The sequence below is a fragment of the Streptomyces sp. NPDC004435 genome (assembly GCF_042873895.1).
Lineage (GTDB): Bacteria > Actinomycetota > Actinomycetes > Streptomycetales > Streptomycetaceae > Streptomyces.
In genome coordinates this window covers 49,617-65,715 of sequence record NZ_JBIAMB010000018.1, presented here as the reverse complement: position 1 = coordinate 65,715, position 16,099 = coordinate 49,617, and the positions used below count along the sequence as shown (strand labels likewise).

Genomic DNA, 16,099 nt, shown 5'->3' with positions numbered 1-16,099 from the left:
TAGGCTCACGCTCACCATGAACCAGCCCACGGAACCCAAGGCCGACAAGTCGGGCGTGCGCCGGCACAACCTGAGCCTCGTCCTCAGGACCGTCCACGACGCCGGCGAGACCACCCGGGCCGCCGTCGCCGCCCGCGTCGGCCTCACCCGGCCGGCCGTCTCCTCCCTCGTGGAGCAGCTGCTCGACCTCGGGTTCCTGATCGAGTCCGGCAAGACCTTCAGCGGCCAGGCGGGCCGCCCCGGCACCGTCCTCAAGCCGGCCGGGACCGGCCCCGCGGGCCTCGGCGTCGAGATCAACGTCGCCTACGTCTCCGTCTGCCTCGTGGACCTCACCGGCACCGACCGGATCCGGCGCACCGTCCGCGTCGACAACCGCGCCGCCGCCCCCGACGTCCTCGCCCGTGCCGCGGGGATCGCCGCCGAGGCGCTCACCGAGGCCGAGGCGCTCGGCCTGGGCCCGGCCGGCGCCGCGCTCGCCCTGCCCGGCCTGCTCTCCGGCGGCACCGTCCGCCAGGCCCCCAACCTCGGCTGGCACGACACCCCCGCCGAGACGCTCTTCGGCGACGCCCTCGCCGTGCTCCGCCCCACCGCCCCGCCGCTCGCCGTCGCCTCCGACAACGAGGCCAACATGGCCGCCCTCGCCGAGCTCCGCTTCGGCGCCGCCGACGGGCCCCGCACCTTCCTCCACCTCACCGGCGAGACCGGCGTCGGCGGCGCCGTCGTCGTCCACGGCGAACTCCTGCGCGGCGCCCACGGCTTCGCCGGCGAGATCGGCCACCTGGTCGTGGACGCGGAGGGCCCCCGCTGCCGCTGCGGCTCGCGCGGCTGCCTGGAGCAGTACGCCGGCCAGGCCGCGCTCCTCGGCGCCGCGGGCGCCGACTCCGTGGACGACCTCGCGGCCCGCGCCGAGCGGGCCGACCCCCGGGCGCTCGCGGCCCTCGGCGAGGCCGGCCGGATGCTCGGCCGGGCGCTCTCCGGCGCGGTGAACCTCCTCGACCCCGAGGCCGTCGTCCTCGGCGGCATCTACCCCCGCCTGCTGCCCTGGCTGGCCCCCGCCGTCACCGCCGAGCTCGCCGAGCGGGTCGTCTCCGGCCTCTGGCCCGCCGACGCCGCCCGGCTGCGCGCCGCCTCCCCGGCCACCGACGCGGCCCGGGGCGCCGCCGCCCTCGTCCTCCACGACGTCCTCACCGACCCCCTCGCCCACACACCGGCGGTCCCCGCCCGCTGACCGCCGCCGGGCGGAAACAGGCAGGTCGGCACGGCTCCGCCCGCACTAGGGCCGGTCGTCAAACTCCCGTCTGCCCCACGACGCCATGCACGCGCTCTCGCCGCACCGGACACAAGCCCGAGTACGCCCAGTACGAGGGCATGTGCCCGGCTCGCCGAGAGCACGCACCTGACGCCGCGGGGCCGCCCTTCGGGCGACGACGGGAGTTTGACGACAGGCCCTAGGGTGCGGGGATGCCGGAGATCATCGTTCCCCCCAAGCCGCGCCCCGGAGACCGGGTCGCCGTCCTGTCGCCCGCCGCCGGGCTGCCCGAGGTGCTGCCGCTGCCCCACGAGCTCGGGCTGCGCCGCCTGTCCGAGGAGTACGGGCTCGTGCCCGTCGAGTACCCGACCACACGCAGGCTCGGCGCGTCCGCGCGGGACCGGGCCGCCGACCTGCACGCCGCCTTCGCCGACCCCACGATCAAGGCGGTCGTGGCCACCATCGGCGGCGACGACCAGATCACCGTCCTGCCGCACCTGGACGACGACCTGATCCGCGCCCACCCCAAGCCGTTCTTCGGGTTCAGCGACAACACCAACCTGCTGATGCGGCTGTGGAACCTCGGCGTGGTCGGCTTCCACGGGGCCTCGGTGATGACCCAGTTCGGGCGGCCCGGCGCCGTCCACCCGGTCACCGACGCCTCCGTCCGGGCCGCGCTCCTCGGCTCGGGGCCGTACGAACTCCCGGCGCCGACCGACACCAACGACGTCGAGCGGCCCTGGGAGGACCCCCGCACCTTCGACTCCGCGCCCGTCATGGAGCCCGCCGGGCCCTGGCACTGGCACCGGGCCGAGCGGGTGGCCGAGGGCCGCAGCTGGGGCGGCTGCCTGGAGATCGTCGCCCAACTCCTCATGGCGGGCGGGGAGATCGCCGATCCCGAGGCGTACGAGGGCGGGGTGCTCTTCCTGGAGACCTCCGAGATGCTGCCCTCCGCCGACGAGGTGTTCCGGATCCTGCGGGCCATGGGGGAGCGGGGCCTGCTCGCCCGCTTCTCCGCCCTCCTCATGGGCCGGGCCCGCGCCTGGTCCTTCGACGCGCCGAACGGCGCCGCCGCCCGGGCCGCCTACCGGGAGGCCCAGCGCGCCGCCGTGCTCCGCGCGCTCGACGCCTACGCCCCCGACACCCTGGCCGTGTTCGACGTGGACCTCGGCCACACCGACCCGCAGGTGGTGATCCCGTACGGCGGCACCGTCCGCGTCGACGGGCCCGCCCGGCGGATCACCGTCACCTACTGAGGCCGGGCCCCGGCCCGGGGCGCGAGTCCGCTCAGGCCCCGGCCGCGGCCTCCCCGGCGATCCGGTCGAACTGGGCGCCCATGGCGGCGGCGAGGGCCTGGGCGGCGGTGAGCGGGCGGACCATGACGGTGAAGTCGTCGATCAGTCCGTCCTCGTCGAAGTGGAGGAAGTCGCAGCCCTGGATCCGCTTGCCGTCGACGGTGGCGGTGAAGACGAGGGCGTGGTCGCGTCCGTCCGGGTTCGCGATCTCACGGACGTAGGTGAAGTCCTCGAAGACGCGCAGGACTCCGCGGAGGATGGCGGCGGTCATCGCCTTGCCGGCGTACGGCTTGAAGGCGACGGGGCTGGTGAAGACGACGTCCTCGGCGAGCAGCGCCTCGACGGCGGCCTGGTCGCGGTTCTCGACGGCGGTACGGAAGGGGTGCACGGGACCTCCACGGCGGCTCTGGCCGTACTCAACGAGTTGAATAGGTGTACTGGAGGGTAGGTTCCTGGCGGGGGCTTGTCCAGGGACCCGCAGGGGAGCGCCGGGGAGCAGGGTCTGGGGTGTCCGGAGGGTGTCCGGTGGTCCCGAGGGCGTGAGGTCCGCGCGCTTGGGTCCGGAGCCTCCGCGCCCCCGCCCGGAGGGCGCCGCCGCGCTCTCATCCGGCTCTCACGCGGGCCTTATCCCGGCCTCACGCGGCGCCCCTACCTTCGCGCCCATGTTCTTCACCTACCTCCGGCGCGAACTGCGCCGCCGCAGAAAGGCGGCGCTCGTCGTCGCCTCCGGCCTGGCGCTCGGCATCGCGCTGGTCATCGTCGTGACCTCGGTCTCCGCCGGCATGAAGCAGGCCCAGGGCAAGGTCCTCGAATCCCTCTACGGACTCGGCACGGACCTCACGGTGACCAAGGCCCAGGAGCGGCCCGCCGAGGGCGCGCGGCCGGCGCGGCCCCGCTTCGAGTTCCAGGGCCGGGGCGACGGGGAGGAGCAGAGCAGCGACCGGCTCATGGTCCAGGGCCTCCAGACCCTCGCCGACTCCACCGTCGCCACCGTCGCGAAGCAGTCCGGCGTCGACCGGGCGGTGGGTGGCCTCAGCCTCGTGAACCTGAAGATCGACGGCGAGTTCCGGCGCGGCGAGATCCAGCGCGGCGAAGGCCAGGGCCAGGGTCAGGGTCAGGGCCAGGGCTTCGGCCAGGGCGGGGCCTCCGGAAGCCCCGGCGACACCGTCACCGGCGGCGGCGCCGCCTTCGACGTCGACTCCTTCACCCTCTACGGCACCGACGTCACCAGCCCCGACCTCGGCCCCCTCACCACCTCGACCCTCACCCAGGGCCGCACCTTCGCGACCACCGAGACCGACGCCGCCGTCGTCGTGGTCGACAGCGCCTACGCCCAGCAGCAGGATCTCGCCGTCGGCGGCGAACTCACCGTCAAGGGCGTGAAGTTCGAGGTCATCGGCATCGCCACCGCCGACAGCGGCCAGTCCACCGCGCAGGTCTACCTCCCGCTCAGGAAGGCGCAGACCCTCTCCGGCTCGGCCGGCAAGGTCACCACCGTCTACGTCAAGGCCACCGACTCGACGCGGATCGAGGCCGTCAAGGCCGCCATCCAGAAGAACGTCGCCGGCACCACCGTCACCACCTCCGCCGACCTCGCGCAGACCGTCTCCGGCTCCCTCGACACCGCCGCCGGCCTCGCCTCAAGCGTCGGCAAGTGGCTCTCGTACGCCGTCCTCCTCGCCGCCGTCCTCGTCGCCGGACTCCTCACCTCCGCCGCCGTCAGCCGCCGCGTCCGCGAGTTCGGCACCCTCAAGGCACTCGGCTGGAAGAGCGGCCGCGTCACCCGCCAGGTCGTCGGCGAAGCCCTCGTCAACGGCGTCATCGGCGGCGCCCTCGGCATCGCCGTCGGCCTCGCCGGCGCCTACGCCGTCACCGCCGTCAGCCCCACCCTCACCGCCGAACTCGGCGCCTCCACCGGCGGGTTCGCCGGACGCGGCGGCGGCATGGCCTTCGGTGGCGGCACGGCCGGGCCCGGCGCGGTCCGCACCGCCGCGGGCCGCACCGTCGACATCGCGCTCACCGCCCCCGTCAGCCTCACCACCGTCGGCCTCGCGGTCCTCCTCGCCCTCGTCGGCGGCCTCGTCGCCGGAGCCTTCGGCGCCTGGCGCGCCTCCCGGCTGCGCCCCGCCGACGCGCTGCGCCGCGTCGCGTAGCCGCCGCCCCGCCCTCCCCCGTACCGCAGGAGCCCCCTCCCGCACCCCAGGAGTCCCACCCATGTACGAACTCATCGGCGTCACCAAGCAGTACCGGCGCGGCCAGGAGAGAGTCGACGCCCTCGCCGGGATCGACCTGAAGATCGCCCAGGGCGACCGCCTCGTCATCCAGGGCCCCACCGGCGGCGGCAAGTCCACCCTGCTCCAGATGCTCGGCGGCCTCGACCGCCCCACCGCCGGCAGCGTCCTCCTCGACGGCACCGACCTCGGCAGGCTCTCCGAGGGCCGGCTCACCGCCGTCCGCAGCCAGTACATCGGCTTCGTCTTCCAGAGCTTCAACCTCATCCCCACGCTCACCGCCCAGGAGAACGTGGAGACCGCGCTCGTCCCGCTCCGCGTCAAGCCCGCCGAGCGGCGCCGCAGGGCCGCCGAGGCGCTGGACTCCGTCGGACTCGGCGAGCGCCTCGGCCACCTTCCCTCCGAGCTCTCCGGCGGTCAGCAGCAGCGGGTGGCCATCGCCCGCGCGCTGGTCAAGCGGCCCCAGGTGCTGCTCGCCGACGAACCCACCGGCAACCTCGACGAGACCACCCGCGACGAGATCGCCGACCTCCTGGAAGGGCTCTGGCGGGAGCACGGCCTGACCTTCGTCATGGTCACCCACGACAGCGCCCTCGCCCGCCGGGCGCCGCGCCTCGCCACCATCCGCAAGGGTCGCGTCACGGTCTCGGAGAACCCGAAGGCGGCCATCGGGGAGGCCGTGAAGGGAGGCTGATGCGCCGTCGGAGTGCCTGAGAGGCGGATCACGCCGGCGCAGCCTTGTCCGGTCGTGCCGAAAGGGGCCTACGGTGGCGTGATCCGATCGGCGAGCGGGCAGAGGAGCCGGAACGCGCCATGTTCACCTTCACCTCCGAGGACGGCGTCCGCGTCCACGTCCACGCCTGGCACCCCGAGGGCCCCGTCCGCGGCGTCGTGCAGATCGCCCACGGCATGGGCGAGCACGGCCTGCGCTACGCCCCGCTGGCCGCGCACCTCACCGCCCGGGGATACGCGGTCCTCGCCCCGGACCACCGCGGCCACGGCCTGTCGATGCACGCCGGCCCCGGGCACCTGGGGGCCGACGGCTGGAACCGCCTCGTCGGCGACCTCGCCACCCTCACCCGTACGACCCGGGAGCGGCACCCCGGCGTCCCGGTCGTCCTGTTCGGGCACAGCATGGGCTCGTTCGCCGCCCAGCAGTTCCTGCTCGACCACGCGGAGCTCGTGGACGCCGTGGCGCTCTCCGGCACCACCGCCGTCGACGCCCTGCTCACCGCCCTCGCGGCGGCGCCCCGGGCCGACCACGGCGCCTTCGGCGTCTTCAACGCCCCCTTCGCCCCCGTCCGCACCGAAGCCGACTGGCTCAGCCGCGACGAGGCGCAGGTCGACGCCTACCTCGCCGACCCGCTCTGCGGCTTCGGCCTCGACCTCCAGGGCCTCGCCCACATGGCGGACGCCGCCGGCCGGCTCGCCGCCCCCGGGGGCATCCCCGCCGGCCTGCCCGTCGCCCTCTTCGTCGGCGACCGCGACCCGCTCAACGGCCGTCTCGCCCACAGCGACCTGCTGGTCTCCCGCTACCGCGAGGCCGGCCTCACCGACCTCGCCTACCACCGCTACGAGGGCGCCCGCCACGAGGTCCTGAACGAGACCAACCGCGCCGAGGTCGTCGCCGACCTCACCGCCTGGATCGAGCGCGTCACGTGCTGAGCACCCGCCGGGCCCCTCGGCCACGGCTTCGCGGGAGGCCGTTGTCAGTGGCGCCCCCTACCGTACGGATCATGACGACGACGACCTATCTGGAGCTGTCTCAGGACGGCGGCGGTGCCCACAAGTTCTACGAAGTGACCGTCACGGGGCTGGAGGTGTCGGTCCGGTACGGCCGGATCGGCGCGGCCGGGCAGACCCAGCGCTCCTCCTTCGCGACCGCGGAGAAGGCACACGCCGCGGCGGCGAAGAAGATCGGCGAGAAGGTCCGCAAGGGGTACGCGCCGGCCGTCCCCGGGCAGCGCGCCGCCCGCGCCGTCACGCGCCGCGCGGTCAGCTCCGCGCCCTCCACCGCCCGCTCCGTCGCCCCCGTCCTGTGGCGCTTCCGCACCGGCTCCGCCGCCTTCGGGATCCACGTGGACGAGGACCGGATCTGGGTGGGCAACCAGGCGGGGGACGTCTTCACCCTGGCCCACGGCGGCGAGGTGCTGGCCCGGTTCAGCCTGCCCGACGGTGTGAAGTGCCTGGTCGCGGACGACTTCTGGATCTACGCGGGCTGCGACGACGGCAAGGTCTACGACCTCTCCTCGAAGCTGCCGTTCGCCGCCTACGACATCACCTCCGACGTCGACATCTTCTGGCTCGACATCCACGAGGGCGTCCTGGACGTGGCCGACCGCTCCGGCCGGCTCACCGTCATCGACCACGAGGACGAGCACCAGTGGGCGCGCTCCGGCCGCGGCGAGCACGCCTGGATGGTCCGGGCCGACTCCCGCGCCGTCTACTACGGCGACACCCGGGGCGTCACCGCGTACGCCCACGACGGCTCGGGCGAGCTGTGGCACACCGGCACCGACGGCGCGGTGCTCTTCGGCTGGCAGGAGGACGCCGCCGTCTACGCGGGCACCGGCCGCAAGAAGGTCCAGCGGCTGGCGAAGAGCGACGGCCGGGTCGAGGCCGTCTACACCTGCGACGCCGTCGTGTACTCCTGCGCCACCTCGCCCGGCGGCCGGTTCGTCTTCGCGGGCGACTCGTCCTCCTCCGTCTACTGCTTCGCCGAGGACGGCACCCGGCTGTGGAAGCTGGGGACCGGCGGCGGTTCGGCGCTCTCCATGCAGTACCGCGACGAGCGGCTGTACCTGGTCACCACCGACGGCTCGCTGGTCTGCGTGGACGCGAGCGAGGCGGCGATCGAGGCCGCCCAGCAGGGCAGCGTCCCCGTCGTCCGGGACGTCAAGCTGGCCGCCGCGCTGCCCACCTACACCCCGGCCACCGCCGTCTCCGCCGTCGCCTCCGTCACGTCGGTGGGCGAGGCCCCGGCCGGCTCGATCGTCGTCGAGGTCGCCCCCGAGGGCGGCCGCAGCCGGGTCCGGGTGATCAGCCCCGGCTACGAGCCGTCGTGGAACGTGCAGTTCCCGCGCGCCATCCGCGAGCCCGGCGCCCGGTTCGTGGTCGAGGCCCTGCACCCGGCCGCCGGCGGCTTCTACCGGGTCCGCGGCGAGATCCGGCGCCTGCTGTGAGCCGGGACCCGGGCGGCAAGGAGGCGTTCGAGCCGGCGACGGGCGACGGACCGCCCTTCACCGGGGACGCCGAGCAGCGCTCCCGGGAGGTCCGCTCCGCCCTCGACGGGCTCCGGCAGATCCGGCGGCTCACCGCCGCGCCCGGCGCCGGAGCCGTACCCGCGCTGTGGGAGCGGACGCGGCCGGTACGGGCCGTGGCGCTGGCCCTGGAGGGCGGCGGGCTCGCCCCCTCCGCGGTGGACGCCGCCGGGGCGCGGACGGCGACCGGCTACCGGGTGAGGGCGGGGGAGCGGCCGGCCACCGCCGTCGTCGAGTGGCTGGGGCCGCCCGGCTCCGGCGCCGCCGGGCGGGAGGCCGAGGCGCTCGCCGCCTGCGCCGACGTCCTCGGACGCCTCGGCTGGGAGGCGCTGCTCTACAAGGGGCCGCGCGGCCGCCGCTTCCTGGAGGTGGAACCGGCGGGACCGGCCGGAACGGCCGCCGGCCCGGGCCCGTCCTGAGCGGACGGACACCGGGCCGGCGCGGAGCGGCGCGCGGTCAGGCGATCGAGGCGGAGACGATCGCGGAGACGGCGATGTTGCAGGAGGCGGTCACCCAGACCGCCGGGTGCGGCTCCGGGTCCACCAGCGTGGCCCCCAGCTTGCCGGGCGTCACCAGGTCCACCACCAGGAAGGCGACGGCCATCATGACCAGGCCGAGGAGGCCGAAGGCCGCGGTGGAGGCCAGGCCCTTGCCGAAGTTGTCGTAGGTCGTCCAGATGGAGGTGAAGACGATCCCGCCGATGCCGAGCAGGGCGGAGCTGAGCAGGACGGCCGCGTTGCGGTTGCGGTCCTCCCATATCTGCCGGCCCAGCTTGCCGGGGGTCAGGATGTCCACCAGGACGATGCCGAGGATGAGCAGGACCACGCCGAGGGCGCCGTAGGCGGTGGCACGGCCGAGGCCGTTGACGATGTCGGTCATGGGAAGCCGGCTCCGGAGAGTGGTGATCGCGAGCGATCGACGGTCATGGACCGGCAAAATCTAGCGCACGGAACAAGCCGGTCCGCCGCCCGCCCGGAGATCGGGCGGACGGCGGACCGGACGAGCGGGACCTCCTGGGGCGGATCAGGCGCCCGGCGGAAGGTGCTTGGCCCGGGAGCGGACCTGGAAGGCGGTGACGATCTCGGCGGCGCCGACCGCGATCAGCCAGATCCCGCCGAGCAGCGTCAGCACCGCGACCGACTCCAGCGGGGAGACGATCAGCACCACGCCGGCGACGGCGCTGACGAGGCCGAGGAAGATCTGCCAGCCCCGGGCGGGCATCGCCGGGTCCGAGGCCGCCGCCACGGTCTGGGTGATGCCCCGGAAGAGCCAGCCGATGCCGATCCACAGCGCCAGCAGCAGGATCGACTGTGTCGCGCCCCGGAAGCAGAACAGGCCCAGCAGGATCGACAGGGCGCCACTGATGAAGGCCATCACGCGCAGCGCGGTGGTGGCGTGCGTGCCGAAGGCGGCGACGAGTTGCATCACCCCGCTGAAGAGCAGGTAGAGGCCGAAGAGCACGCCGGCCGCGAGCAGCGAGGCCCCCGGCCACACCAGCACCAGGACGCCGAGGACGAGCGCGACGATCCCGGCGATCAGCAGGGCCTGCCAGGCCGCTCCGGCGAGCAACGTCAGCGGGCCGGGCGGCACCCCGTCCCGGGCGCTCCGGTCCTGCGGGCGGTCGTGCGGGCGGTCATGCGTCTGCGTCATGGGATCGGTCTCCGTTCACGTGCCGTCGGTTCTCCTGGGTCCGCCGCCCCGTCACGAGCCGGCCACGCGCGCGTGCGCCTCGGCGTAGGAGCGGAGGAAGAGCGCCTCCGCCAGCGCCATCCGCTCGATCTCGGCGGGGTCGACGCTCTCGTTGGGGGCGTGGATGAGGCACCCCGGTTCCTCCACGCCGATCAGCGCGATCTCCGCGTCCGGGAACCGGTCCGCGAGCACGTTGCACAGCGGGATCGAACCGCCCTGCCCCGACTGCACCATGTCCTCGCCGTACGCCTCGCGCAGCGCCGCCCCCAGCGCCGTGTACGCTGGCCCGTCGGTGCGGGCCCGGAAGGGCTGCCCGGCGCTCTCCGCCTCCACCTCGACCCGCGCGCCCCACGGAGCCGCCGCCACCAGATGGGCGGTGAGCGCCTCCCGGGCCTTCTCCGCGTCGGTGCCCGGCGGCACCCGCAGGCTCACGCGCGCCCGCACCTTCGCCTGCACGGCGGCGGAGGAGCCCACCACCGGCGGGCAGTCGATGCCGAGGACGGTCACCGCGGGCCGCGCCCACAGCTCGTCCGCGACCGACCCGGTGCCGACGAGACGCACCCCGTCCAGGACGCCCGCGTCGGTGCGGAACTGCTCGGCCGGATAGGACACCCCGTCCCACACCCCGTCGGCCGGGAGCCCGGCGATCGCCGTGTTCCCGTGTGCGTCGCGCAGCCCGTCCAGGATCCGTACGAGCGCGGCCAGCGCGTCCGGCGCGGGGCCGCCGAACATGCCCGAGTGCATCTCGCCCTTGAGCGTGGAGACCGTCACCACCACGTTCGTCAGCCCGCGCAGCGAGGTCGTCGTGGTGGGGAGCCCCAGCGAGAAGTTGCCGGTGTCGCAGATCAGCAGGGCGTCCGCGTCGAAGAGTTCGGGCCGCATCGGCACCAGCTGTTCGAGGCCGCCGGTGCCCTGCTCCTCCGACCCCTCCGCCACGAACTTGATGTGCACAGGGAAGCCCGCCCCCTCGCCCCCGCCGAGCGCCCGCAGCGCCGTGAGGTGCATGGCGATGTTCCCCTTGCAGTCCGCCGCGCCCCGGCCGTACCAGCGCCCGTCGCGGGCGGTCAGTTCGAAGGGCGGGGTCCGCCAGGCCGCGTCGTCGAGCGGCGGCTGCACGTCGTAGTGGCAGTAGAGGAGGACGGTCGGCGCGCCCTCGGGGCCCTCGGCGTGCCCGACCACCGCGTCCGAGCCGTCCGGCGTGGTGACCCGCCGCATGTCGCTCAGCCCCGCCTCCGTGAAGGCCCGCACCAGGAAGTCGGCGGCCTTCGCGCACTCCTCGGGCGGGAACTGGCGCGGGTCGGCCACCGAACGCATCGCCACCAGTGCCGTCAGGTCCTCCTCGGCGCGCGGCATCAGGGCCCGGACCCGCTCCCGGAGCGCGGCCGTGTCGGTGGACTCGGAGGTCATGCGTACCCACTTCCCTCGGGCCGTGCCCGGGCGGCCCGGGCACGGCGACGGCCACCCCAGTCAAGCAATGCCGGGCAAACGCCGCAAAACATGACTCAAGTGGCGTAACAGAGCGGCCTCCCGGGCGGCGGGCGGCGGGCCGCGCGCCGACAGTGGGGAGGTACGCGTCCCCTCCCGCACCTGGAGAACGTCATGGCCGCCCACCCCAACCGACGCGACCTCGGGCTCCTCGTGCTGAGGGTCGGCACCGGTGCCGTGCTCGCCGCGCACGGCACCCAGAAGCTCTTCGGCTGGTTCGGCGGCGGCGGGATCGAGGGCACCGCGCACGGGATGGCGGCGATGGGCTTCCACCCGCCGCGCCAGTCCGCCATCGCCGCGGGCCTCGGCGAGGCCGGCGGCGGCGCGCTGCTCGCCCTCGGTCTCGCCACCCCCGCCGCCGGCGCGGCCGCCGCCGGGGCCATGGCGGGCGCCGTCTCCGTGCACGCCCCGGCCGGTTTCTTCGCCCAGGCGGGCGGCTACGAGTACCCGGCCTTCCTCGGTTTCACCGCCGCCGCGCTCGGCGTCACCGGCGCCGGCCGCTACTCCCTGGACCACGCCACCGGCCATGTCCTCGACCGCCCCTGGGTGGTGGCCACCGCCTTCGTCGGCTCTGCGCTCGCCGCCGCGGCCGTGGTCGGCAAGCGGGCCCAGGCCCGGGCGGAGAAGGCCGCCACCGAGGCCGACCTGGCCAACGGCTCCGACGGCGACCGGGCCGACGGGACCGGGACCACCGACGAGCCGGCCTCCGGCTGACACCCCGTGCGCCCCGCCCGCGTGCCACGCGCGCGCGTGGGGGGCGTTAGGCTCGCCGCAGAGGAAGGGACGGGCGCCGGGCAATGAAGATCGATCTCACGGACACCAACTCCAGCGCGATCAACAAGGCGATCCTGGAGGGGCGGAGGGCCGTCGGCACCCCCGCCGTCGGTGTCGTCCTCACCCTCGTGATCGTCACCGACGAGGAGAACGCCTACGACTCCGTGCGGGCCGCCAACGAGGCGTCGAAGGAACACCCTTCGCGCACCCTCGTGGTCATCCGCCGCCGCGCGCTGTCGCCCCGCGAGCGGAACGTGACCCGGCTCGACGCCGAGGTCCGCCTCGGCACCGACGCGGGCTCGGGCGAGACGGTGCTGCTCCGCCTCCACGGCGAACTCGGCGCCCGCGCCGACTCGGTGGTGCTGCCGCTGCTGCTCCCCGACGCCCCCGTGGTCGTGTGGTGGCCGGTGGACGCCCCCGCCGTCCCGTCCAAGGACCCGCTCGGCGCCCTCGCCCAGCGGCGGATCACCGACATGTACGCGGTCGAGGACCCGCTCGGCGCGCTGGACGCCCGGGCCGCCTCGTACGCCCCCGGCGACACCGACCTCGCCTGGACCCGCCTCACGCCGTGGCGCTCCATGCTGGCCGCCGCCCTCGACCAGGCGGGCAAGGACGTCGTCTCGGCGGCGGTGGAGGCCGAGGAGGCCAATCCGAGCGCCGAGCTGCTGGCCCGCTGGTTCGAGGTCCGGCTCGGCGTCCCGGTGGAGCGGATCGTCTCCGAGGGCCCGGTCGTCACCGCCGTCCGGATGGGCACCCCGCAGGGGGAGATCCGCATCGACCGGCCCGAGGGTCCGGTGGCCCGGCTCGCCATCCCGGGCCAGCCGAGCCGCGTCATGGCGCTCAAGGTCCGCACCACCGCGGAGCTGATCGCCGAGGAGCTGCGCCACCTCGATCCCGACGACGCCTACGCGGCGGCCCTGGAGGGTCGTTTCTCCTGAGCCGCCGCGCGGTGGGCCGGGCCGTCAGCCCCGGGCGTCCAGCTCGGCCACGGCGGCCGAGGCGAACGCGTGGTCCTGCTCCGGGGCCCCGCCGCCGACGCCGAGGGCACCGACCAGACGCCCGTCGCGGTGGACGGGGACCCCGCCCGCGATGAAGAGCAGGGGCCGGTCCAGCGCGGTGGTCAGGCTGTGGAACGGCCCGTCCGGCTTGACCAGTTCGACGAGCTCGGAGGTCGGGGCGTCGAGCTGGAGCGCCGTGTACGCCTTGCGGGTGCTGGTCTCGCCGGAGATCAGCACGGAGCGGTCGTCCCGGCGGAAGGCGAGCAGGTGCCCGCCCGCGTCCAGGACGGTGACGCTCACGGTGGCCCCGGCGGCCTCGGCCGCGCGCCCCGCGGCGGCGATCAGGACCTCGGCGTCGGCGGTGGTCAGCGGGGTGACCGTGGTGGTGGTGCTCATGGTGCTCTTCTCCTCGGGGGGTGGGGTGCGGTGGATCAGTGGTGGACGGGGGTACGGGCGGGGGCGGCGGCCTCGGCCGGCGCGGGCGCCGGGGCCCGGCGCTCCAGGGCGGCGGACCAGAAGGCGAGCCCCAGCGCGGCGGCGGCGAGGGCGGCGCCGACCCAGTTCGGGGAGGTGTAGCCGAAGCCGCCGGCGATGACGAGCCCGCCGAGCCAGGCGGCGAGCGCGTTGCCGAGGTTGAAGGCGCCGATGTTGACGGCGGAGGCCAGGGTGGGCGCGCCGTGGGCCTGGTCGAGGACGCGCTTCTGCAGCGGCGGCACGGTGGCGAAGCCGAGCGCCCCGACGAGGAGGACGGCGACCGCGGCGAGGACCTTGTGGTGGGCGGCCACGGTGAAGAGCGCGAGGACGACCGCGAGCCCGCCGAGGGTGACGTACAGCAGGGGCATCAGCGCGCGGTCGGCGTACCGGCCGCCGATCAGGTTGCCGAGGAACATGCCGGTGCCGAAGAGGACGAGCAGCCAGGTGACGGCGCCCTCGGAGTAGCCGGCGACCTCGGTCATCATCGGGGCGATGTAGGTGATGGCGGCGAAGACGCCGCCGAAGCCGAGCACGGTCATCGCCATCGCGAGCAGCACCTGCGGATTGCGGAAGGCGGTCAGCTCCCGGCCCAGCCTGGCCCCCTCGGGAGCCGGCATGGCGGGCACGAGCCGGGCGATGCCGAGCAGCCCGACCACACCGAGCGCCGCGACGACCGCGAAGGTGGTGCGCCAGCCGACGGCCTGCCCGATGAAGGTGCCGAGCGGCACGCCGACGATGTTGGCGACGGTCAGCCCGGTGAACATGGTGGCGATCGCGCCCGCCTTCCGGTCCGGCGCGACGAGCCCGGCGGCGACGACGGACCCGATCCCGAAGAACGACCCGTGCGCGAGCGAGGCGACCACGCGGCCGGTCAGCATCATCCCGAAGCTCGGGGCGAGCGCGGAGAGTATGTTCCCGGCCACGAAGAGGCTCATCAGCAGCATGAGCATCCGCTTGCGGCTCACGCTGCCGCCGAGCACGGTCAGCAGCGGCGCCCCGACGACCACGCCGAGCGCGTAGCCGGTGACCAGCAGTCCCGCGGTGGGGATGGAGACGCCGTAGTCGGCGGCGATGCCGGGCAGCAGGCCCATGATGACGAATTCGGTCGTGCCGATCCCGAAGGCCCCGACGGCCAGGGCGAGCAGAGCGAGCGGCATGGTTCCCCGCTTCCATAATTGCTTGAGTGGGCTTGTTACGTGCCACCACAATAATTGCAGACGCGCCATATCTGCAAACGCGGCTAATGGGTGTACTCCGGGTGGGTGTGTGGAGGCAGGTCATCTCCCCGCGTGGTGCGCGCGGGCGTGCGCCCCGTGGCGCCGCGGCCGCCCGGGCCGTCGACGGGGCGGTGAATCCTTTTCTCGCCCCTGGTGCATACGGGTGATCTTGGGGCATTGCAGAACTTCCGCGTGTTTATGATCCACTGCTGTGACAGAGAGTGATTACGCTGGATCCGTGTGCGACTCCGACCCCGCGGACGTGGTCATCGTCGGAGCCGGCCCCGCCGGACTGGTGCTGGGCAACATCCTGCTGAGCCACGGAATCGACTGCGTCGTCCTGGAGCGCGCGGACCGCGACTCCGTGGAGAACCGGGCGCGCGCCGGATTCCTCGTGCCGCACACCGTGCGGGTCCTGGAGCGCCACGGCCTCGACGCGGGCCTGCGGCGGCGCGGCCGGGAGCACGGCGTCTGCGAGTTCCGCACCGAGGACGGGCGCTTCCGTCTCGACTACCGCCGGCTGGGCCCGGGCGAGCCGCACACCGTCTACCCCCAGCACGATCTCGTCGCCGACCTGCTGGACCTGTACCTCGACGCCGGGGGGCGCGTCCGCTTCGGCGCGGAGGCCGTCGCCGTGTCCGGCGCGGACGGCCCGGCCCCCGCCGTGACCGTGCGCGAGGCCGACGGGCGCCCCGCGCGCCACCGCGCCCGGTACGTCGCCGCCTGCGACGGCCGCCACGGGGTGGGCAGGCGCTCCCTCCCGTCCGGCACCGTGCGCCACCACCGCGACCACGGCGTCTCCTGGCTGGGCCTGCTCGCCGAGGCGCCGCTGAGCCTGGACGCCGTGGGCTACGCGGTCCACCCGCGCGGATTCGCCGGACACATGGCCCGCTCCGCCGACATCACCCGCTACTACCTCCAGTGCGCCCCCGGCACCCGCGCCGACGCGTGGAGCGACGACCGGATCTGGGACGAACTCGCCCTGCGCATGCGCGCCGGCGCGTACGGACCGCTGGTGCGCGGCCCGATCGCCCAGCGTGCCGTGGTCGACCTGGAGTCCGACGTGATCGAACCGCTGCGCCACGGCTCGCTGTTCCTCGTGGGCGACGCCGCCGCCCTCATCAGCCCGTCCGCCGCGAAGGGCGCCAACCTCGCCGTGCTGGAGGCCGAGATCCTGGGCCGCGCCCTCGTCGACGACCTCGTCCACGGCGACCCCGGTCCCCTCGACCGCTACTCCGAGCGGTGCCTGGCCCACATCTGGCGCGCCCAGGAGTTCTCCCGCTGGATGATCCGCCTGCTCCACGAACTCCCGGACCCCGAAGGCGACTCGCTCTTCCGGGAACGGCTCCGCCACGCGCGGATCGCCGCGCTCCGCGACTCCGCCTCCGCCCAGCACTGGTTCGCGGAGAACTACGTCGGCATCTGAC

At 74.7% G+C, this 16,099-nt stretch carries 16 protein-coding genes; 10 read left to right on the top strand and 6 right to left on the bottom strand.

Translation table 11 applies throughout. The features are described 5' to 3' along the window. Positions 1-16 precede the first annotated feature (16 nt). Both ACFYT9_RS28765 and ACFYT9_RS28760 read left to right on the top strand, forming a co-directional pair. A complete protein-coding gene (locus ACFYT9_RS28765; RefSeq protein WP_389168582.1) occupies positions 17-1,228 on the top strand; it encodes an ROK family protein in 1,212 nt (403 codons plus the stop codon). A gap of 233 nt (positions 1,229-1,461) precedes the next feature. Continuing rightward, the gene (locus ACFYT9_RS28760) at positions 1,462-2,505 is read left to right on the top strand and encodes a S66 peptidase family protein (protein ID WP_389168580.1); all 1,044 of its coding nucleotides are present in this window, start codon (positions 1,462-1,464) and stop codon (positions 2,503-2,505) included. A 31-nt stretch (positions 2,506-2,536) separates the two neighbouring features. On the opposite strand, the gene ACFYT9_RS28755 is transcribed toward ACFYT9_RS28760, so the two are convergent. After that, entirely contained in the window at positions 2,537-2,932 is a 396-nt protein-coding gene (locus tag ACFYT9_RS28755) for a nuclear transport factor 2 family protein (RefSeq protein ID WP_389168578.1), read from the bottom strand. Positions 2,933-3,206: 274 nt separating this feature from the next. On the opposite strand from ACFYT9_RS28755, the gene ACFYT9_RS28750 reads away from it, so the two are divergent. The 5 genes from ACFYT9_RS28750 (at position 3,207) to ACFYT9_RS28730 (ending at position 8,454) form a co-directional block, all read left to right on the top strand. Beyond that, the gene (locus ACFYT9_RS28750) at positions 3,207-4,697 is read left to right on the top strand and encodes an ABC transporter permease (protein WP_389168576.1); all 1,491 of its coding nucleotides are present in this window, start codon (positions 3,207-3,209) and stop codon (positions 4,695-4,697) included. A gap of 61 nt (positions 4,698-4,758) precedes the next feature. After that, entirely contained in the window at positions 4,759-5,469 is a 711-nt protein-coding gene (locus ACFYT9_RS28745; protein ID WP_376603256.1) for an ABC transporter ATP-binding protein, read from the top strand. A gap of 119 nt (positions 5,470-5,588) precedes the next feature. Continuing rightward, positions 5,589-6,440, top strand: a complete 852-nt coding sequence (locus ACFYT9_RS28740; RefSeq protein ID WP_389168574.1) for an alpha/beta fold hydrolase — start codon at positions 5,589-5,591, stop codon at positions 6,438-6,440. 71 nt (positions 6,441-6,511) lie between these two features. Then, complete coding sequence (locus tag ACFYT9_RS28735; RefSeq protein WP_389168571.1) at positions 6,512-7,957, top strand: WGR domain-containing protein; 1,446 nt, start codon at positions 6,512-6,514, stop codon at positions 7,955-7,957. Continuing rightward, positions 7,954-8,454 carry a hypothetical protein gene (locus ACFYT9_RS28730; protein ID WP_389168570.1) on the top strand — a complete coding sequence of 167 codons (501 nt, stop codon included), beginning with the start codon at positions 7,954-7,956 and terminating at the stop codon, positions 8,452-8,454. The genes ACFYT9_RS28735 and ACFYT9_RS28730 overlap by 4 nt, the downstream gene beginning before the upstream one ends. A gap of 37 nt (positions 8,455-8,491) precedes the next feature. On the opposite strand, the gene ACFYT9_RS28725 is transcribed toward ACFYT9_RS28730, so the two are convergent. From ACFYT9_RS28725 to ACFYT9_RS28715, 3 genes are all read right to left on the bottom strand, one after another. Then, positions 8,492-8,914 carry a DUF350 domain-containing protein gene (locus ACFYT9_RS28725; RefSeq protein ID WP_189851624.1) on the bottom strand — a complete coding sequence of 141 codons (423 nt, stop codon included), beginning with the start codon at positions 8,912-8,914 and terminating at the stop codon, positions 8,492-8,494. 144 nt (positions 8,915-9,058) lie between these two features. Beyond that, positions 9,059-9,685 carry an HdeD family acid-resistance protein gene (locus ACFYT9_RS28720; protein ID WP_389168568.1) on the bottom strand — a complete coding sequence of 209 codons (627 nt, stop codon included), beginning with the start codon at positions 9,683-9,685 and terminating at the stop codon, positions 9,059-9,061. Between the two features lie 51 nt (positions 9,686-9,736). Continuing rightward, a complete protein-coding gene (locus ACFYT9_RS28715) occupies positions 9,737-11,131 on the bottom strand; it encodes a dipeptidase (protein WP_389168567.1) in 1,395 nt (464 codons plus the stop codon). 192 nt (positions 11,132-11,323) lie between these two features. Here ACFYT9_RS28715 and ACFYT9_RS28710 point away from each other — a divergent pair, with 192 nt between their 5' ends. Both ACFYT9_RS28710 and opcA read left to right on the top strand, forming a co-directional pair. Continuing rightward, positions 11,324-11,923: a DoxX family protein gene (locus ACFYT9_RS28710; RefSeq protein WP_389168565.1), complete on the top strand. Its 600-nt coding sequence runs from the start codon at positions 11,324-11,326 to the stop codon at positions 11,921-11,923. 83 nt (positions 11,924-12,006) lie between these two features. Further along, entirely contained in the window at positions 12,007-12,921 is a 915-nt protein-coding gene (opcA, locus tag ACFYT9_RS28705; protein ID WP_389168564.1) for a glucose-6-phosphate dehydrogenase assembly protein OpcA, read from the top strand. A 24-nt stretch (positions 12,922-12,945) separates the two neighbouring features. Here opcA and ACFYT9_RS28700 read toward each other — a convergent pair whose 3' ends face one another. Together ACFYT9_RS28700 and ACFYT9_RS28695 are read right to left on the bottom strand one after the other, a co-directional pair. Continuing rightward, positions 12,946-13,377: a heme-binding protein gene (locus ACFYT9_RS28700; protein ID WP_376603139.1), complete on the bottom strand. Its 432-nt coding sequence runs from the start codon at positions 13,375-13,377 to the stop codon at positions 12,946-12,948. A gap of 35 nt (positions 13,378-13,412) precedes the next feature. After that, on the bottom strand, positions 13,413-14,612 hold the full coding sequence (locus tag ACFYT9_RS28695) for an MFS transporter (protein ID WP_389168562.1): 1,200 nt from the start codon (positions 14,610-14,612) through the stop codon (positions 13,413-13,415). A gap of 322 nt (positions 14,613-14,934) precedes the next feature. Here ACFYT9_RS28695 and ACFYT9_RS28690 point away from each other — a divergent pair, with 322 nt between their 5' ends. Then, positions 14,935-16,098 carry a 4-hydroxybenzoate 3-monooxygenase gene (locus ACFYT9_RS28690; protein ID WP_389168741.1) on the top strand — a complete coding sequence of 388 codons (1,164 nt, stop codon included), beginning with the start codon at positions 14,935-14,937 and terminating at the stop codon, positions 16,096-16,098. Position 16,099 lies beyond the last annotated feature (1 nt).